General features: G+C 59.2%; 17 protein-coding genes. 12 read left to right on the top strand and 5 right to left on the bottom strand.

Features of this window, described 5'->3' with window-relative positions:
• The first annotated feature begins 148 nt into the window (after nucleotides 1-148).
• On the top strand, nucleotides 149-883 hold the full coding sequence (locus J3P91_RS04590) for an OmpA family lipoprotein (protein WP_018604257.1): 735 nt from the start codon (nucleotides 149-151) through the stop codon (nucleotides 881-883).
• 291 nt (nucleotides 884-1,174) lie between these two features.
• On the opposite strand, the gene J3P91_RS04595 is transcribed toward J3P91_RS04590, so the two are convergent.
• A complete protein-coding gene (locus J3P91_RS04595; protein WP_305496666.1) occupies nucleotides 1,175-1,612 on the bottom strand; it encodes a YhcB family protein in 438 nt (145 codons plus the stop codon).
• A gap of 148 nt (nucleotides 1,613-1,760) precedes the next feature.
• On the opposite strand from J3P91_RS04595, the gene J3P91_RS04600 reads away from it, so the two are divergent.
• From J3P91_RS04600 to zapE, 3 genes are all read left to right on the top strand, one after another.
• Nucleotides 1,761-2,390 carry an alpha/beta hydrolase gene (locus tag J3P91_RS04600; protein WP_305501353.1) on the top strand — a complete coding sequence of 210 codons (630 nt, stop codon included), beginning with the start codon at nucleotides 1,761-1,763 and terminating at the stop codon, nucleotides 2,388-2,390.
• A gap of 24 nt (nucleotides 2,391-2,414) precedes the next feature.
• Nucleotides 2,415-3,770, top strand: coding sequence for a tryptophan--tRNA ligase (locus J3P91_RS04605; protein WP_434602868.1), 1,356 nt, complete (start codon nucleotides 2,415-2,417; stop codon nucleotides 3,768-3,770).
• A gap of 100 nt (nucleotides 3,771-3,870) precedes the next feature.
• On the top strand, nucleotides 3,871-4,965 hold the full coding sequence (gene zapE / locus J3P91_RS04610; protein ID WP_305496664.1) for a cell division protein ZapE: 1,095 nt from the start codon (nucleotides 3,871-3,873) through the stop codon (nucleotides 4,963-4,965).
• A 181-nt stretch (nucleotides 4,966-5,146) separates the two neighbouring features.
• Here the strand turns inward: zapE and J3P91_RS04615 are convergent, their stop codons facing one another.
• A complete protein-coding gene (locus J3P91_RS04615) occupies nucleotides 5,147-6,043 on the bottom strand; it encodes a GlxA family transcriptional regulator (protein WP_305501352.1) in 897 nt (298 codons plus the stop codon).
• A gap of 244 nt (nucleotides 6,044-6,287) precedes the next feature.
• On the opposite strand from J3P91_RS04615, the gene J3P91_RS04620 reads away from it, so the two are divergent.
• Complete coding sequence (locus J3P91_RS04620) at nucleotides 6,288-7,424, top strand: acyl-CoA dehydrogenase family protein (protein WP_434602869.1); 1,137 nt, start codon at nucleotides 6,288-6,290, stop codon at nucleotides 7,422-7,424.
• A gap of 126 nt (nucleotides 7,425-7,550) precedes the next feature.
• Here the strand turns inward: J3P91_RS04620 and J3P91_RS04625 are convergent, their stop codons facing one another.
• Nucleotides 7,551-8,591 carry an NADP(H)-dependent aldo-keto reductase gene (locus J3P91_RS04625; RefSeq protein WP_198796609.1) on the bottom strand — a complete coding sequence of 347 codons (1,041 nt, stop codon included), beginning with the start codon at nucleotides 8,589-8,591 and terminating at the stop codon, nucleotides 7,551-7,553.
• A gap of 245 nt (nucleotides 8,592-8,836) precedes the next feature.
• On the opposite strand from J3P91_RS04625, the gene rplM reads away from it, so the two are divergent.
• The 7 genes from rplM to J3P91_RS04660 all read left to right on the top strand — a co-directional run bounded on the left by rplM (nucleotide 8,837) and on the right by J3P91_RS04660 (nucleotide 13,713).
• Nucleotides 8,837-9,265, top strand: a complete 429-nt coding sequence (rplM, locus tag J3P91_RS04630; RefSeq protein ID WP_003205365.1) for a 50S ribosomal protein L13 — start codon at nucleotides 8,837-8,839, stop codon at nucleotides 9,263-9,265.
• A 14-nt stretch (nucleotides 9,266-9,279) separates the two neighbouring features.
• The gene (rpsI, locus tag J3P91_RS04635; protein ID WP_003228056.1) at nucleotides 9,280-9,672 is read left to right on the top strand and encodes a 30S ribosomal protein S9; all 393 of its coding nucleotides are present in this window, start codon (nucleotides 9,280-9,282) and stop codon (nucleotides 9,670-9,672) included.
• Nucleotides 9,673-9,929: 257 nt separating this feature from the next.
• Nucleotides 9,930-10,523 carry a ubiquinol-cytochrome c reductase iron-sulfur subunit gene (gene petA / locus J3P91_RS04640; RefSeq protein WP_305496657.1) on the top strand — a complete coding sequence of 198 codons (594 nt, stop codon included), beginning with the start codon at nucleotides 9,930-9,932 and terminating at the stop codon, nucleotides 10,521-10,523.
• Complete coding sequence (locus J3P91_RS04645) at nucleotides 10,523-11,734, top strand: cytochrome b (RefSeq protein WP_305496655.1); 1,212 nt, start codon at nucleotides 10,523-10,525, stop codon at nucleotides 11,732-11,734. Before petA ends, J3P91_RS04645 begins: the two co-directional genes overlap by 1 nt.
• Nucleotides 11,734-12,516 carry a cytochrome c1 gene (locus J3P91_RS04650; protein WP_305496653.1) on the top strand — a complete coding sequence of 261 codons (783 nt, stop codon included), beginning with the start codon at nucleotides 11,734-11,736 and terminating at the stop codon, nucleotides 12,514-12,516. Before J3P91_RS04645 ends, J3P91_RS04650 begins: the two co-directional genes overlap by 1 nt.
• Nucleotides 12,517-12,668: 152 nt before the next feature.
• On the top strand, nucleotides 12,669-13,286 hold the full coding sequence (locus J3P91_RS04655) for a glutathione S-transferase N-terminal domain-containing protein (protein WP_003178195.1): 618 nt from the start codon (nucleotides 12,669-12,671) through the stop codon (nucleotides 13,284-13,286).
• A gap of 16 nt (nucleotides 13,287-13,302) precedes the next feature.
• Nucleotides 13,303-13,713 carry a ClpXP protease specificity-enhancing factor gene (locus J3P91_RS04660; protein WP_434569742.1) on the top strand — a complete coding sequence of 137 codons (411 nt, stop codon included), beginning with the start codon at nucleotides 13,303-13,305 and terminating at the stop codon, nucleotides 13,711-13,713.
• 1,171 nt (nucleotides 13,714-14,884) lie between these two features.
• Here J3P91_RS04660 and J3P91_RS04665 read toward each other — a convergent pair.
• Nucleotides 14,885-15,463, bottom strand: coding sequence for a BON domain-containing protein (locus J3P91_RS04665; RefSeq protein ID WP_030139689.1), 579 nt, complete (start codon nucleotides 15,461-15,463; stop codon nucleotides 14,885-14,887).
• Entirely contained in the window at nucleotides 15,460-16,053 is a 594-nt protein-coding gene (locus J3P91_RS04670) for a phosphoheptose isomerase (RefSeq protein WP_007928463.1), read from the bottom strand. Before J3P91_RS04670 ends, J3P91_RS04665 begins: the two co-directional genes overlap by 4 nt.
• Nucleotides 16,054-16,069: the final 16 nt, after the last annotated feature.

Here is a 16,069-nt window from a genome sequence, read left to right on the forward strand (position 1 = left end):
CCTCGTCCGGGCCGATGACTTGTGGTGATCGGTCCGGGCGAAGCGCAGCGCGACGGGACGGAATTTTTGACGATTGTCGCGTTCCAACGCCAGCCAGAGTCGATTGCCTACACTTTGGCACTCAGACTGAAAACCCAGGAGCATCTTCATGTTCACCTCGCGTCGCTTGATCGTTGTCGCTACTGCCGTGGCCCTGTTGTCCGGCTGTGCGTCGCCCAACCCCTATGACAACCAGGGCCAGGCCTCTACCGAATCTTCGGGCATGAGCAAAACCGCCAAGTATGGCGGCCTCGGCGCCCTGGCCGGGGCATTGGCCGGTGCGGCCATCGGCCACGATAATCGGGGCAAGGGTGCGTTGATCGGCGCGGCGGTGGTGGGGGCCTCCGCGGCCGGCTACGGTTACTACGCGGACCAGCAGGAAAAGAAATTGCGCGCCAGCATGGCCAATACCGGCGTTGAGGTGCAGCGCCAGGGCGACCAGATCAAGCTGATCATGCCGGGCAACATCACCTTCGCCACCGATTCGGCGAACATCGCATCGAGCTTCTACCAGCCGCTGAACAACCTGGCCAACTCCCTCAAGGAATTCAACCAGAACCAGATCGAGATTGTCGGCTACACCGACAGCACCGGCAGCCGCCAGCACAACATGGACCTGTCCCAGCGCCGTGCCCAGAGCGTGGCGACCTACCTGACGTCCCAGGGCGTGAGCGGTGCCAACCTCTCGGCCCGTGGCGCCGGCCCGGACAACCCGGTGGCAAGCAACGCCGACGTCAACGGCCGTGCGCAAAACCGTCGCGTCGAGGTCAACCTCAAGGCTATTCCTGGCCAGCAGTACCAGGCGCCGCAGCAGCAGGGGCAGACTTACCAGCAATACCCATGACCGCTGGACGGTGATGAAAACGGGGGCCATGGAAACATGGCCCTTTTTTTACGGCTGTCGCCTGGGCCTTCGTGGCGAGGGAGCTTGCTCCCGCTGGGCTGCGAAGCGACCCCAAAACCAGGCAGCTCGGTGTGCCAGGAAAATCGAGTTCGCTGCTATAAGGGCCGCTTCGCGACCCAGCGGGAGCAAGCTCCCTCGCCACAGGTGATCAAAATTGAATAGGAGAAATTGGTAGCAATAAAAAGCCCGCCCGATCATGCGATCGGGCGGGCTTTTTGGTATTGCTGGAAATTACTTCTTCAAACCGTAATGCTCATCCAGCATCCCCGGAGAGTTCGGGGCCTTGGGGGCGTAGTCCCGTGGCGGTTCCTGGATCCCTTTGGGCGGGGTCAGGCGCTCCCGTGGCGTCTGCGCCGTGTCGGCTTGCAGGGCGGCCAGCAGGCGCTGGCGCGTCTGCTCGTCCAGGGCCAGGCGGTTGGCGCCCTCGGACAGATGATCCTGGACTTCCTGGTAGCTCTGGGTGAGCTTTTTCACCAGGGAAGCGGTGCTGTTGAAGTGGGTTACCACTTCATTCTGGTAACTGTCGAAACGTTCCTGGATGTCGTCGAGCTGACGTTGGGTGCTGTTGGGCACCGCGTTAGGCAGCAGTCGGGCAATCAGGAAACCAATGGCGACACCGGCAACCAGGGCAAGAGTCGGCAACAGCCAAACTAAGAGCGAGTGTTCCACGAGTCCTTCCTCTATAAACGGCTTTGCTTTACGTTAACGGCTCGGACCTGCGCTGTATACCGCGAAGAACATCGCAATCATGCCAGGCACAGACTTTTAGCTAGACGAGTCGACCCTATTCGGGGTCACGGAGTTCTTTCCCTTGCTTATGCGCGAAACCCCTGTAGTCATCGATGGCCCGGTCGGCCAACTGGAAGCCTTGTACCTGGACAGCGAAGCGCCCCGTGGCCTGGCGCTGATCTGCCACCCCAACCCGGTACAGGGCGGGACCATGCTCAACAAAGTGGTCTCGACCCTGCAGCGTACCGCCCGCGACGCTGGCCTGGTTACGTTGCGTTTCAATTATCGCGGCGTCGGCGCCAGTGCCGGTAGCCATGACATGGGCACCGGCGAAGTGGACGATGCCCAGGCCGCGGCCGCCTGGCTGCTGGAAAAATACCCGCAGTTGCCCCTGACCCTGTTTGGTTTTTCCTTCGGCGGCTTCGTCGCCGCCACCCTTGGCGGACGCCTGGAAGCCCAAGGCCAGGCGCTCAAGCACCTGTTCATGGTTGCTCCGGCGGTGATGCGCCTGGATGCGCAAGCGCCCCTGCCGACCAGCGGCGAATTGACCGTGATCCAGCCGGAAACGGACGAAGTGGTCGATCCCCAACTTGTCTACACATGGTCCGACGCGCTCCAGCGCCCCCATGAGCTGCTGAAAGTGGCAGAATGCGGACACTTTTTTCATGGCAAGCTGACTGATCTCAAGGATCTGCTCCTGCCGCGCCTCTCGAATTGACAGCAGTCTGACAAGCGATAACCCATGACGACTCGTACCCGTATCCTGACCGGCATCACCACCACCGGCACCCCGCACCTGGGCAACTATGCCGGCGCCATCCGTCCGGCGATCCTCGCCAGCCGCGAAAGCAATGCCGATTCGTTCTATTTCCTGGCCGATTACCACGCCCTGATCAAATGTGATGACCCGCTGCGCATCCAGCGCTCGCGCCTGGAAATCGCCGCGACCTGGCTGGCCGGTGGCCTGGATGTGGACCGCGTGACGTTCTATCGCCAGTCCGATATCCCCGAAATCCCGGAACTGACCTGGCTGCTGACATGCGTCGCCGCCAAGGGCCTGCTCAACCGCGCCCACGCCTACAAGGCGTCGGTGGACAAAAACGTCGAGACCGGCGAAGACCCGGATGCCGGCGTCACCATGGGCCTCTACAGCTACCCGATCCTCATGGCGGCCGACATCCTGATGTTCAACGCCCACAAGGTGCCGGTCGGTCGCGACCAGATCCAGCACGTGGAAATGGCGCGGGACATCGGTCAGCGCTTCAACCACCTGTTCGGCAAGGGCAGGGAGTTCTTCACCATGCCCGAGGCGCTGATCGAGGAAAGCGTCGCCACGCTGCCGGGCCTCGATGGTCGCAAGATGTCCAAGAGCTACGACAACACCATTCCGTTGTTCAGCAGCGCCAAGGACATGAAGGACGCGATCTCGCGGATCGTCACCGACTCGCGCGCGCCGGGCGAAGCCAAGGACCCGGACAACTCGCACCTGTTCACACTGTTCCAGGCCTTCGCCAGTGCCGAGCAGTGCGCCGCGTTCCGTAGCGAACTGCTGCAAGGCCTGGGTTGGGGTGAGGCGAAGAATCGTCTGTTCCAACTGCTCGACGACCAATTGGGTGAGGCGCGCGAGCGGTACCACCAGTTGATCGAACGCCCGGCGGACCTTGAAGACATCCTGCAACTGGGCGCGAAAAAAGCCCGGGCCGTAGCAACGCCGTTCCTCAATGAACTGCGCGAGGCAGTTGGCCTGCGGTCCTTCGTCAGCCAGGTGCAAGTGGCAACGCAGACCAAAAAGAAAGCGGCCAAGGCTGCGCGCTTCGTCAGCTTCCGCGACGATGACGGCAGTTTCCGCTTCCGCCTGCTTTCTGCCGATGGCGAGCAGTTGTTGCTTTCGAACAACTTCGCCGACGGCAAGACCGCTGGCCAGGTGACCAAGCAATTGCAATCCGGCCAGCCCTTGGACGTGCGCAGCGATGAACTGAATTTCAGCGTCTGGCTCGATGGCGAATGCGTGGCCCACAGCCCGGTCTTTGCCGACAGTAGCGCCCGAGACGCGGCCATCGATGCGTTGCGCGTGGCACTGACGCCTGCCCAGGATTGATTGAAGGCGTTCCCGACCATCGGCCCGAATAAGGGCCGATTGCCATTCCTCTGGGCCATCGCTACAGTGACGGCCCGTTTTTGTTGCCTTGCTAACGAATATGACGCCCCTAGAACGATATCAAGCTGATCTGAAACGCCCGGAATTCTTCCACGACGCAGCCCAGGAAACGGCCGTGCGGCATTTGCAGCGCCTGTACGACGACCTGGTTGCCGCGTCGAACAATAAGCCGGGCTTGTTGGGCAAACTGTTCGGCAAAAAAGACCAGACACCGGTCAAGGGCCTGTACTTCTGGGGTGGCGTCGGCCGTGGCAAGACTTACCTGGTGGACACCTTCTTCGAAGCGTTGCCCTTCAAGGAAAAGACCCGGACGCACTTTCACCGCTTCATGAAGCGCGTGCACGAAGAAATGAAGACCCTGGGCGGCGAAAAGAACCCGCTGACCCTCATCGCCAAGCGCTTCGCCGCCGAGACGCGGGTGATCTGCTTCGATGAGTTTTTCGTTTCCGACATCACCGACGCCATGATCCTTGGCACGCTGATGGAAGAACTGTTCAAGAACGGCGTGACCCTGGTCGCCACCTCGAACATCGTCCCCGACGGCCTGTACAAGGACGGTCTGCAACGGGCGCGCTTCCTGCCGGCGATCAAGCTGATCAAGGAACACACCGAAATCGTCAACGTCGACAGCGGCGTGGACTATCGCCTGCGTCACCTCGAACAAGCGGAGCTGTTCCATTTCCCGCTGGATGCCGCCGCTGAAGAAAGCCTGCGCAAGAGCTTCCGCGCCTTGACGCCGGAATGCACCCAGGCAGTGGAAAACGATGTGCTGATCATCGAAAACCGCGAAATCCGTGCGATCCGCACCTGCGACGATGTGGCCTGGTTCGACTTCCGTGAACTGTGCGATGGCCCCCGCAGCCAGAACGACTACATCGAGCTGGGCAAGATCTTCCACGCCGTGCTGCTCAGCGGCGTCGAGCAGATGAGCGTCACCACTGATGATATCGCCCGCCGTTTCATCAACATGGTCGACGAATTCTACGACCGCAACGTGAAGCTGATCATCTCGGCTGAAGTCGAGCTCAAGGACCTCTATACCGGCGGTCGCCTGAACTTCGAATTCCAGCGGACCCTCAGTCGCCTGCTGGAGATGCAATCCCACGAATTCCTGTCGCGGGCGCATAAGCCGTAGGGCGTTCGGAGCACAAAAGAAGGCCTGCGATTGCAGGCCTTTTTATTTGCTGATTCCCCACCGGACCCTGTGGGAGCGAGCTTGCTCGCGATAGCGTCCTGCCAGCCAATATCCATGCTGCTGAACCACCGCCATCGCGAGCAAGCTCGCTCCCACACTGGATTTTTGCCATGTACTTGGCTCACGCCGCCTGCTGGAATTGCTGCCGATATTGGTTCGGTGACAGGTCGGTGTGCTGCCGGAACAGTCGTGCGAAAAAGCTCGCGTCGTCGTAGCCGACCTCATAGCTGATCGTCTTGATGCTCTTGCGGCTGCCGGACAGCAGGCCCTTGGCGGTTTCTATCCGCAGGCGTTGCAGGTAGTGCAAGGGCTTGTCGCCGGTGGCGGTCTGGAAGCGGCGCATGAAATTGCGGATGCTCATGCCGTGCTCCCGGGCGACGTCCTCGAAGCGGAACTTGTCGGCGAAATGCTCCTCCAGCCATTGCTGGATCTGCAGGATGATCACGTCCTGATGCAGTTTCTGCCCGCCAAAGCCGATGCGTCCCGGCGAATAGTTGCGTTGCACTTCATACAGAATGTCCCGCGCCACGGCTTGGGCGACGTTGGCGCCGCAGAAGCGTTCGATCAAGTAGATGTAAAGGTCGCAGGCCGAGGTGGTGCCACCGGCGCAGAACAGATTGTCGGCGTCGGTCAGGTGCTTGTCCTGGTTCAGGTGCACCTGAGGGAAACGCTCCTTGAAGGCATTGAAGAAGCGCCAGTAGGTGGTGGCTTCCTTGCCATCGAGCAGCCCGGCCTCGGCCAGCCAGAATACTCCGGTGGCTTCGCCGCAGAGCACCGCGCCGCGAGCGTGTTGTTCGCGCAGCCAGGGCAGGACCTGGGGATAACGTTGGCAGAGCGTGGCAAAGTCATCCCAGAATGCCGGCAGGATGATCACATCGGTATTTTCGAGGCCACCGTCCACCGGCATGAGCACATCGCTGAAGCTGTTGACTGGCTTGCCGTCAGGGCTGACCAGCCGGGTTTCGAACGCTGGGGTCAGGCCGTGGCCAAGCTGTTTGCCGTAGCGCAGGCTGGCCAGGTGGAAAAAATCCTTGGCTTGCATGAGGGTGGAAGCGAAAACCCGGTCGACTGCCAGGATGCTGACGCGCCGCAAGGGCGTGGAGGCGTGCATGGACATAACTCATCTTTATTTTTATAGGGGAAAGTGGTCACCAGACGGCTGGATCGTCTTATTTTTTGTCGGATGTGTCCAGTGTCCTGTCGTATGCCGCAGGCTTAGGCTTTGTCGGATAACCACGTCCAACAATAACCAAAGGTGCGCCATGATCCCCAGAACCCTGTTCAGTCCCGAACACGAGTTGTTTCGCGACACCGTACGAACCTTCCTTGAAAAAGAAGCCGTGCCGTACCACAGCCAGTGGGAGAAACAGGGGCACATCGATCGCCAGCTCTGGAACAAGGCCGGGGAGGCGGGGATGTTGTGCTCGCATCTGCCGGAGGCCTACGGCGGACTGGAGGCGGATTTTCTCTACAGCACGGTGGTGATCGAGGAAATCGGCCGCCTGGGGCTGACCGGGATCGGTTTCTCGTTGCACTCCGATATCGTCGCGCCTTACATCCTGCATTACGGCAGCGAAGCGTTGAAGCATAAATACCTGCCGAAACTGGTGTCCGGCGAAATGGTCACGGCCATCGCCATGACCGAGCCGGGCGCCGGCTCCGACCTGCAAGGCGTGAAGACTACGGCAGTGCTCGACGGTGATGAATACGTGATCAACGGCTCCAAGACGTTCATTACCAATGGCTTCCTGGCCGACCTGGTTATTGTCGTCGCCAAGACCGACCCGAAGGCGGGGGCCAAAGGCACCAGCCTGTTCCTGGTGGAGGCGGGTACGCCGGGCTTTGAAAAAGGCAAGCGCCTGGAAAAAGTCGGAATGAAGGCCCAGGACACGTCTGAGCTGTTCTTCCAGGATGTCCGCGTGCCGAAGGACAATCTGCTGGGCCAGGCCGGAATGGGCTTCGCCTACCTGATGCAGGAACTGCCTCAGGAGCGCCTGACCGTCGCCATCGGTGGCCTGGCCTCGGCCGAGGCGGCGCTGCAATGGACGCTGGATTACACCCGGGACCGGAAGGCGTTCGGCAAATCCATCGCGGATTTCCAGAACACCCGCTTCAAACTGGCGGAAATGGCCACCGAGATCCAGATCGGCCGGGTCTTTGTCGACCGCTGCCTGGAGCTTCATCTGCAGGGCAAGCTCGATGTACCGACGGCGGCGATGGCCAAGTATTGGGGCACCGACCTGCAATGCAAGGTGCTCGACGAATGCGTGCAGCTGCATGGTGGCTACGGTTTCATGTGGGAATATCCGGTCGCCCGGGCGTGGGCTGATGCGCGGGTGCAGCGGATCTATGCGGGGACCAACGAAATCATGAAGGAGATTATTGCGCGGTCGCTTTGATGCATTAGGACAGTTAGACCGCTATCGCGAGCAAGCTCGCTCCCACAGGGTTTGTGTCTGATCATTATTTTGTGATCGACAAAGAACCCTTGTGGGAGCGAGCTTGCTCGCGATGGGGCCTATGGATCAAGGCGCCGGATTCGGCTGGTCCTTGTGAATCGCCTCGATTCCCGCCAGCACCTCATCCGACAGCTTCAGGTCGAAGCTGGCGATGTTGCTGTCCAGTTGCTCCAGCGTGGTGGCGCCGATGATGTTGCTGGTCACGAACGGCTGCTGGGTAACAAATGCCAGGGCCATCTGCGCCGGGTCCAGGCCGTGTTCGCGGGCCAGTGCCACATAGCGGCTGCAGGCGGCTTCCGATTGCGGGTTGAAGTAACGCATGAAGCGGCTGTACAGCGTCAGGCGGCCCTTGGCGGGCCGTGCGCCGTTTTCGTATTTGCCCGACAGGAAACCGAACGCCAGGGGCGAATAGGCCAGCAGGCCGCATTGCTCGCGAATGGCGATTTCCGCCAGGCCGATTTCGAAGCTGCGGTTGAGCAGGTTGTACGGGTTCTGGATCGACACCGCGCGAGGCCAACCGCGGGCTTCGGCTAGGGCGAGGAATTTCATGGTGCCCCACGGCGTCTCGTTGGACAGGCCTATATGGCGGATCTTGCCGGCCCGGACCTGTTCGTCCAGGGCTTCGAGGGTTTCCTCCAAAGGGGTGAAATCTTCGTCGGCCTTGTGCGTGTAGCCCAATTGGCCAAAGAAATTGGTGCTGCGCTCCGGCCAGTGCAGTTGGTACAGGTCGATCCAGTCGGTCTGCAGGCGCTTGAGGCTGGCGTCCAGCGCTTCGACGATGTGGCGGCGGTTGTGCTTGAGATTCTTGTCGCGGATATAGTCGATGGTATTGCCCGGGCCGGCGATCTTGCTGGCCAGGATCCAGTCGGCGCGGTCGCCACGGCTCTTGAAATAATTGCCGATATAACGCTCGGTGGTGGCGTAGGTCTCGGCCTTCGGCGGCACGGGGTACATCTCGGCGGTGTCGAGGAAATTGATCCCGGCACCCTTGGCGCGTTCAATCTGGGCGAACGCCTCTGCCTCGCTGTTCTGCTCGCCCCAGGTCATGGTTCCGAGGCACAAGGCGCTGACATTCAGATCGGTACGGCCTAGCTTGCGATAGTCCATCAGGGACTCCTTGGGCAAAACAATCATAAAAGCAGGTTGAAATATTTTTCGCAATCTGCATAATTGCGCACCTCTTTCTGCAGTGGAAGTGATGCGCCGCCGCCGAAGAATCTTGCCGTTGAACGGACGCGCCGACCCGAGCCCCCGAAAGCGTCTGTATCCGGCTGCCTTTGACTTGTCAAAGTACGCACTATTCAGTAAGATCCGCCGTCTAATTTACAGGGCGGCCCCTGAGGCTATAAAGAATGAAAACTTTTACTGCTAAACCGGAAACAGTAAAGCGCGACTGGTTTGTCGTCGACGCTGCTGGTCAGACCCTGGGTCGTCTGGCCACCGAAATCGCGAGCCGTCTGCGTGGCAAGCACAAGCCTGAGTACACCCCTCACGTTGACACCGGCGACTACATCGTCGTGATCAATGCCGAGCAAGTACGTGTTACTGGCGCTAAAACCACTGACAAAATGTACTACTCCCACTCCGGTTTTCCTGGCGGCATCAAGTCGATCAACTTCGAAAAGCTGATCGCCAAAGCCCCTGAGCGCGTGATCGAGACCGCGGTTAAAGGCATGCTGCCTAAAAACCCACTGGGTCGCGACATGTATCGTAAGCTGAAGGTTTATGCGGGCGCTGCTCACCCTCATACTGCTCAGCAGCCCCAAGAACTGAAGTTTTAACGGAATAGTTCATTATGTCGGCGACTCAAAATTACGGCACTGGCCGTCGCAAGACTGCAACCGCACGCGTTTTCCTGCGTCCGGGTACTGGCAACATCTCCATCAACAACCGCTCCCTGGATAACTTCTTCGGCCGCGAAACTGCCCGCATGGTAGTTCGTCAGCCGCTGGAACTGACCGAGACCGTCGAGAAGTTCGACATCTACGTCACCGTTATCGGTGGTGGTGTAAGTGGCCAGGCTGGCGCAATCCGCCACGGCATCACTCGCGCCCTGATGGATTACGACGAAACTCTGCGCAGCGCCCTGCGTAAAGCTGGCTTCGTAACTCGCGATGCTCGCGAAGTAGAACGTAAGAAAGTCGGTCTGCGTAAAGCGCGTAAGCGTCCGCAGTACTCGAAGCGTTAATTTCGCTTCCGCGTTCAAAAGGCGCCCAGTTCCTCACGGAGCTGGGCGTTTTTTTTATGCTCGAAATAATTGCTCTGTGACAACTTGCCACATTCGTAGAGCCCCTATACTACAAGGCCTGGCGGTTTGGCCGCTGGGTAATTACCTTGTCAGAATTGGGGGTTTTCATTACCATTCGGCAAAATTTTTATAAGTTCAGATTTTTACTTAGTAGACGCCTGATTTAACAGGCCACAAAGCTGATGGGAGAGGACTGAATGAGCAATGACGGCGTGAATGCAGGCCGGCGTCGCTTCCTGGTAGCAGCCACATCCGTGGTGGGTGCTGCAGGAGCGGTGGGGGCTGCGGTCCCGTTCGTGGGGTCATGGTTTCCCAGTGCCAAGGCGAAAGCCGCAGGCGCACCGGTGAAAGTGAATGTCAGCAAGATCGAGCCAGGCCAGCAGATGATTGCTGAGTGGCGCGGCCAGCCGGTATTCATCGTCCGCCGTACAGAGGAGATCCTGGGGAATCTGAAAAAGATCGAGGGCCAGCTGTCCGATCCCTCTTCCAAGAACTCGGTCCAACCGGAGTACGTCAACCCTGAAACCCGTTCGATCAAGCCGGAAGTGCTGCTGCTGATCGGGATTTGCACTCACCTGGGTTGCTCGCCAACGTTCCGTCCCGAAGTGGCGCCTGCCGACCTGGGCAAAGACTGGGTCGGTGGTTATTTCTGCCCATGCCACGGCTCCCACTATGACCTGGCCGGTCGCGTCTACAAATCGCAGCCTGCACCTCTGAACCTGCCAGTTCCCCCGCATTCCTATGAGTCGGACGACATCATTGTCGTTGGCGTCGATACGGAGAAAGCGTGATGAGCAAATTAATGGACTGGTTTGATGCGCGCTTTCCCGCGACCAAGATGTGGGAAGACCATCTCAGCAAGTATTACGCGCCGAAGAATTTCAACTTCTTCTACTTTTTTGGCTCCCTGGCATTGCTCGTCCTGGTCAACCAGATCGTTACCGGTGTCTGGCTGACCATGAGCTACACCCCGTCGGCGGAGGAAGCGTTTGCCTCCGTCGAGTACATCATGCGTGATGTCGAGTACGGCTCGATCCTGCGTCTGCTGCACTCCACCGGCGCCTCGGCGTTTTTCATCGTGGTCTATCTGCACATGTTCCGTGGCCTGCTCTACGGTTCGTACCAGAAGCCGCGTGAGCTGGTGTGGGTGTTCGGCATGCTGATCTACCTCGCGCTGATGGCCGAAGCCTTCATGGGTTATCTGCTGCCGTGGGGCCAGATGTCCTACTGGGGCGCCCAGGTGATCATCTCGCTGTTCGGTGCGATCCCGGTCATCGGCGATGACCTGACCCAGTGGATCCGCGGTGACTACCTGATCTCGGGCATTACCCTGAACCGCTTCTTCGCCTTGCACGTCGTGGCCTTGCCGATCGTGATCCTCGGCCTGGTGGTGCTGCACATCCTGGCGTTGCACGAAGTCGGCTCGAACAACCCCGATGGCGTGGACATCAAGAAACACAAGGACGAGAACGGCGTGCCGCTGGATGGCATCGCCTTCCACCCGTACTACACCGTGAAAGACATCGTCGGCGTGGTGGTCTTCCTGTTCATCTTCTGTTCGATCGTGTTCTTCTTCCCGGAAATGGGCGGCTACTTCCTCGAGAAGCCGAACTTCGAACAGGCCAACGCCTTCAAGACCCCTGAGCACATTGCCCCTGTCTGGTACTTCACCCCGTTCTACGCGATCCTGCGGGCGGTTCCCGACAAGCTGCTGGGCGTAATTGCCATGGGTGCCGCGATTGCCGTGCTGTTCGTCCTGCCCTGGCTGGACCGCAGCCCGGTCAAGTCGATGCGCTACAAGGGCTGGCTGAGCAAGATCTGGCTCTGGGTGTTCTGCATCTCGTTCGTGATCCTCGGCGTGCTGGGTGTGCTGGCACCGACACCGGGCCGGACGCTGCTATCGCAGGTCTGCACCTTCCTGTACTTCGCCTACTTCATTCTGATGCCGTTCTACACCAGGCTCGAGAAGACCAAACCGGTTCCGGAAAGGGTGACTGGCTGATGAAAAAGCTATTTTCTGTACTGATTCTTGCTGCTTTGCCTGTCCTGTCCTTTGCGTCCACATCGAGTGGTCCGGAGCTGGAAAAAGTCGACATCGACGTTTCCGACAAAGCGGCCATGCAGGACGGCGCCCGTACTTTCGCCAACTATTGCATGGGCTGCCACAGCGCCAAGTTCCAACGCTACGAGCGCGTGGCCGATGATCTGGGTATTCCCCATGAGTTGATGCTTGAAAAACTGGTGTTCACCGGCGCCAAGCTGGGCGACCACATGAACATCGGCATGCAGCCGGCGGATGCCAAGACCTGGTTCGGCGCGGCGCCGCCCGACCTGACCCTGGTGGCGCGCGTGCGTGGTACCGACTGGCTCTATGGCTATCTGCGTTCGTTCTATGAAGACCCTGCGCGCCCCTGGGGTGTGAACAACAAGGTCTTCCCGAACGTCGGCATGCCGAACGTTCTGGTCGGCCTGCAGGGTCGTCAGGTGATAGGCTGCAAGCAGGTTCAGATCGTCGAGGACGGCAAGAAGCAATATGATCCGCTGACCGGCACCGCTTTGACCCATGAGGCCTGCGACCAGCTGACCATCGTGCCGAACTCCGGCAGCCTGACCCCGGAGCAGTTCGACGAGAAGGTCAAGAACCTGGTGACCTTCCTGGCCTACTCGGCCAACCCGGTGAAGCTGGAACATCAGCGCATCGGTACGTATGTATTGCTGTACCTGGCGTTCTTCTTCGTATTCGCTTATCTGCTCAAGCGTGAATACTGGAAAGACGTGCATTGATAAAGCTGTAAGCCGTTGCTGTTAATCGTGCGCGCCCAAGGGCGTCTCTGAAGGTGTAACGAGCCTGGTCGGCCAGGTGGTTACGGGAGACGCCCTCTGGGCGCGCTCGTTTTTCCGTTTTTCGATAATTTCAACAAGCGAGGAGGATCGCCATGGGCGTGACCAATCGGTTGGCCTGTTACTCCGACCCCGCCGACCACTATTCCCACCGGGTACGTATCGTACTGGCCGAGAAGGGTGTCAGCGCCGAGATCATTTACGTCGAAGCGGGCCGTCAGCCGCCGAAGCTGATCGAGGTGAACCCTTACGGCAGCCTGCCCACGCTGGTCGATCGTGACCTGGCACTGTGGGAGTCGACCGTGGTGATGGAATACCTGGATGAGCGTTATCCGCATCCGCCTTTGCTGCCGGTGTACCCGGTCGCGCGTGCCAACAGTCGTTTGCTGATCCATCGCATCCAGCGTGACTGGTGCGGGCTGGTGGACCTGATCCTGGATTCCAGGACCAAGGAGCCGGCGCGTGTCGTGGCGCGCAAGGAATTGCGCGAAAGCCTGACCGGCGTGTCGCCGCTGTTTGTCGACAAGCCGTTTTTCCTCAGTGAGGAACAAAGTCTGGTGGATTGCTGCCTATTGCCCATACTCTGGCGTTTGCCGATCCTGGGTATCGAACTGCCACGGCCCGCCAAGCCGTTGCTTGATTATATGGAGCGCCAATTTGCGCGTGAGGCTTTCCAGGCGAGTCTGTCTGGTGTCGAACGTGACATGCGCTAAGGCTTAGGGAGCCGCTATGAACTCCAGTCGACCTTATCTGGTCCGCGCGCTCTACGAGTGGATTGTGGACAACGATTGCACCCCGCACATGCTGGTCAATGCCGAGTATCCGTCGGTACAGGTGCCGCAGGGTTTTGCCAATGACGGGCAAATTGTCTTGAACGTATCGCCGGCCGCTGTGCGTCATTTGCACATGGACAACGATGCGGTCAGTTTCGAGGGGCGCTTCGGTGGGGTGCCGCATACGCTGTACGTGCCGATTGCCTCCATCCTGGGGATCTATGCCCGGGAGAATGGCCAGGGAATGGTATTCGAGCTGGAAGTGCCGTTGGACGGTGAGGAAGAGTTCGAGGCGGATGAGGATCTGCCGCCCGACGACGAGCCGCCGCGTCCTAGCGGGCGGCCTAGTTTGAAAGTGGTGAAGTGATCGGGTCTGTGTGAAAGGCCGGTTACCTGGTTGAGAAAATGCCCGTGTCGTGAGATGCGGGCATTTTTTTGCTTGAGTGGGGTGTATATCCGTTTTTTTGGTAACGGCTGCCTATGGTTCCGCCCTTACGGCGGGTCACTTTTTTCAGACGCCAAAAAAGTAACCCAAAAGGCTTTGGGTATGACTCACCCACATAGGTTACAAATCAGTTCACTCACATAGGTAACAGTTTCTAACTGGCAGGGTCGGTTTTCGAGGATCTGACCATGCCATGGCGAGAGCTGAAACCTATGGAACTGAAACTGCTATTCATCGCGGACTACATCAAAGGCCCACTGCGCAATGCCTGCGTTCGACCAGCGTGGTGAACGGGGCGCCCCAGATCAAGATCAACAGCGAGGCGGCGTAGTAGCCGGTCTGTTTCTTCAGCTTCACTCCGATCCAACTGTGGGAGCGAGCCTGCTCGCGAATGGGGCCTCACAACCGGCATATCTTTACCGGTCGTACTCCGATCCTATTGTGGGAGCGAGCTTGCTCGCGATGGCGGCCTGACAGTCGGCCAGGGTTTTATTGGCTGAGTGCATATCCGTTGCTGCGGTCACGGCTGCTTAGGGTTCCGCCCTTACGGCGGGTCACTTTTTTCAGACGCCAAAAAAGTAACCCAAAAGGCTTTGCCCCACCACTCGGTGCCTCGCCAAGGCTCGGCATGCCCTCACTCCGGCATTGCTCCGTGGGCCCGCCGCGAAGGGCCATCCCTGGCCCAGCGCGGCTATCCCGGCATCCATGCCGGGATGCCTACTGCGCAATGCCTGCGTTCGGCCATCGTGGTTAACGGGGCGTCGAAGATCAAAATCCAAAGCAAGAGCAAGAGCGGGGTGCACACCGACCAAGCCTACCAGCGATGCATAAAAAAACGGCGCTTTCCTTTTAAGGAAAAGCGCCGTTCTTGTACGGTAATGCTGCCCACTTAAGGCAATCGTGGAACCCGTGGCGAGGGAGCTTGCTCCCGCTGGGCCGCGAAGCGGCCCCAAAACCTGCCAAATACGTAGTATCAGACACACCGCATCCGCCGGTTTACGACCGCTTCGCAGCCGAGCGGGAGCAAGCTCCCTCGCCACGGGTACATCATTCTGTTTAGTGAACAGCATTACGTTCTTATACGGGGACTTTATCAGTCAATGTACTCAAACAACTTCACAATCTTTTGCACCCCAGACACACCCTGAACCAGATTGGTCGCCTGCGCGGCCTCCTGTTTGGTCAGCAACCCCAGCAGATAGACAATCCCGTTCTCTGTCACAACCTTGATGCGCGAACCAGGAATGCTGGCGTCGGTGAGCATCTGCGTCTTGATCTTGGTGGTCAGCCAGGCGTCGTTCTGGCGGGCCAGCAGTGAGGAGGGCTGGAGGACCTGCAGCTCGTTGTGCACGGTCTTGACCCGCTGCACCGCGCTGGCTTCCTGTTCGGCCTTGGCCTTGAGGTCGGCGCGGGGGGTCTGGCCGGCCAGCAGCACAACGCCGTTGAAGCTGGTGACGACGATGTGCGAATTGTTGTCCAGGTCCGGGTCGGCCTTGGCAATGTTCACGCCCACTTTGGTTTCGATCAACGAGTCGTCGATCTTGCTGCCGAAGGTGCGGGTGCCGCGGTCGTCTTCAATCGGCTTTTCCCGGCTGGCGTTAACCACCGATGTGCAGCCGCTGATGCCGAGGCACAGGGTCAGGGCCAAAAGGCCTAGGCGATTAGGGGTCATTCTTCACTCCCGAACAGTTGGCTGTCGATCAAGTCGCAAAGGCAGTGGATCGCCAGCAGGTGGACTTCCTGAATACGTGCGGTGACATTGGCCGGTACGCGGATCTCGACGTCTTCAGGCAACAGCAGTGAAGCCATGCCGCCGCCGTCGCGACCGGTCAATGCTACGACAATCATTTCGCGATCATGTGCGGCCTGGATCGCTTGAATAATATTCGCCGAGTTGCCACTGGTGGAGATCGCCAGGAGCACATCGCCAGGCTGGCCGAGGGCGCGGATCTGTTTGGAGAACACTTCGTTGTAGCTGTAGTCGTTGGCGATTGAAGTAATCGTCGAGCTATCGGTCGTTAGTGCGATGGCCGGCAGGCTCGGACGTTCGCGCTCGAAGCGGTTGAGCAGTTCCGAAGAAAAGTGCTGGGCGTCGCCGGCCGAACCGCCATTGCCGCACGAAAGCATCTTGCCCTCGTTGAGCAAGGCATTGACCATCACTTGGCTGGCTTGCTCGATGTGCGGTGCAAGTACGTCCATCGCCTGTTGCTTGGTGTCGATACTGGCCTGAAAAAGCTGGCGGATTCGCGATTGCATGTCCATCTGTGTGACCTTAAGT

The sequence above is a fragment of the Pseudomonas sp. Z4-7 genome (assembly GCF_051131965.1).
Taxonomy (GTDB): Bacteria; Pseudomonadota; Gammaproteobacteria; order Pseudomonadales; family Pseudomonadaceae; genus Aquipseudomonas.

Bases quoted from the DNA above. Each gene is read 5' to 3' on its own strand.
- rpsI (WP_003228056.1), top strand. From the start codon at position 9,280: ATGTCGGCGACTCAAAATTACGGCACTGGCCGTCGCAAGACTGCAACC.
- zapE (WP_305496664.1), top strand. From the start codon at position 3,871: ATGACGCCCCTAGAACGATATCAAGCTGATCTGAAACGCCCGGAATTC.
- J3P91_RS04605 (WP_434602868.1), top strand. From the start codon at position 2,415: ATGACGACTCGTACCCGTATCCTGACCGGCATCACCACCACCGGCACC.
- J3P91_RS04650 (WP_305496653.1), top strand. From the start codon at position 11,734: ATGAAAAAGCTATTTTCTGTACTGATTCTTGCTGCTTTGCCTGTCCTG.
- rplM (WP_003205365.1), top strand. From the start codon at position 8,837: ATGAAAACTTTTACTGCTAAACCGGAAACAGTAAAGCGCGACTGGTTT.
- J3P91_RS04600 (WP_305501353.1), top strand. From the start codon at position 1,761: ATGCGCGAAACCCCTGTAGTCATCGATGGCCCGGTCGGCCAACTGGAA.
- J3P91_RS04590 (WP_018604257.1), top strand. From the start codon at position 149: ATGTTCACCTCGCGTCGCTTGATCGTTGTCGCTACTGCCGTGGCCCTG.
- J3P91_RS04645 (WP_305496655.1), top strand. From the start codon at position 10,523: ATGAGCAAATTAATGGACTGGTTTGATGCGCGCTTTCCCGCGACCAAG.
- J3P91_RS04655 (WP_003178195.1), top strand. From the start codon at position 12,669: ATGGGCGTGACCAATCGGTTGGCCTGTTACTCCGACCCCGCCGACCAC.
- J3P91_RS04660 (WP_434569742.1), top strand. From the start codon at position 13,303: ATGAACTCCAGTCGACCTTATCTGGTCCGCGCGCTCTACGAGTGGATT.
- J3P91_RS04625 (WP_198796609.1), bottom strand. From the start codon at position 8,591: ATGGACTATCGCAAGCTAGGCCGTACCGATCTGAATGTCAGCGCCTTG.
- J3P91_RS04670 (WP_007928463.1), bottom strand. From the start codon at position 16,053: ATGGACATGCAATCGCGAATCCGCCAGCTTTTTCAGGCCAGTATCGAC.
- J3P91_RS04665 (WP_030139689.1), bottom strand. From the start codon at position 15,463: ATGACCCCTAATCGCCTAGGCCTTTTGGCCCTGACCCTGTGCCTCGGC.
- petA (WP_305496657.1), top strand. From the start codon at position 9,930: ATGAGCAATGACGGCGTGAATGCAGGCCGGCGTCGCTTCCTGGTAGCA.
- J3P91_RS04620 (WP_434602869.1), top strand. From the start codon at position 6,288: ATGATCCCCAGAACCCTGTTCAGTCCCGAACACGAGTTGTTTCGCGAC.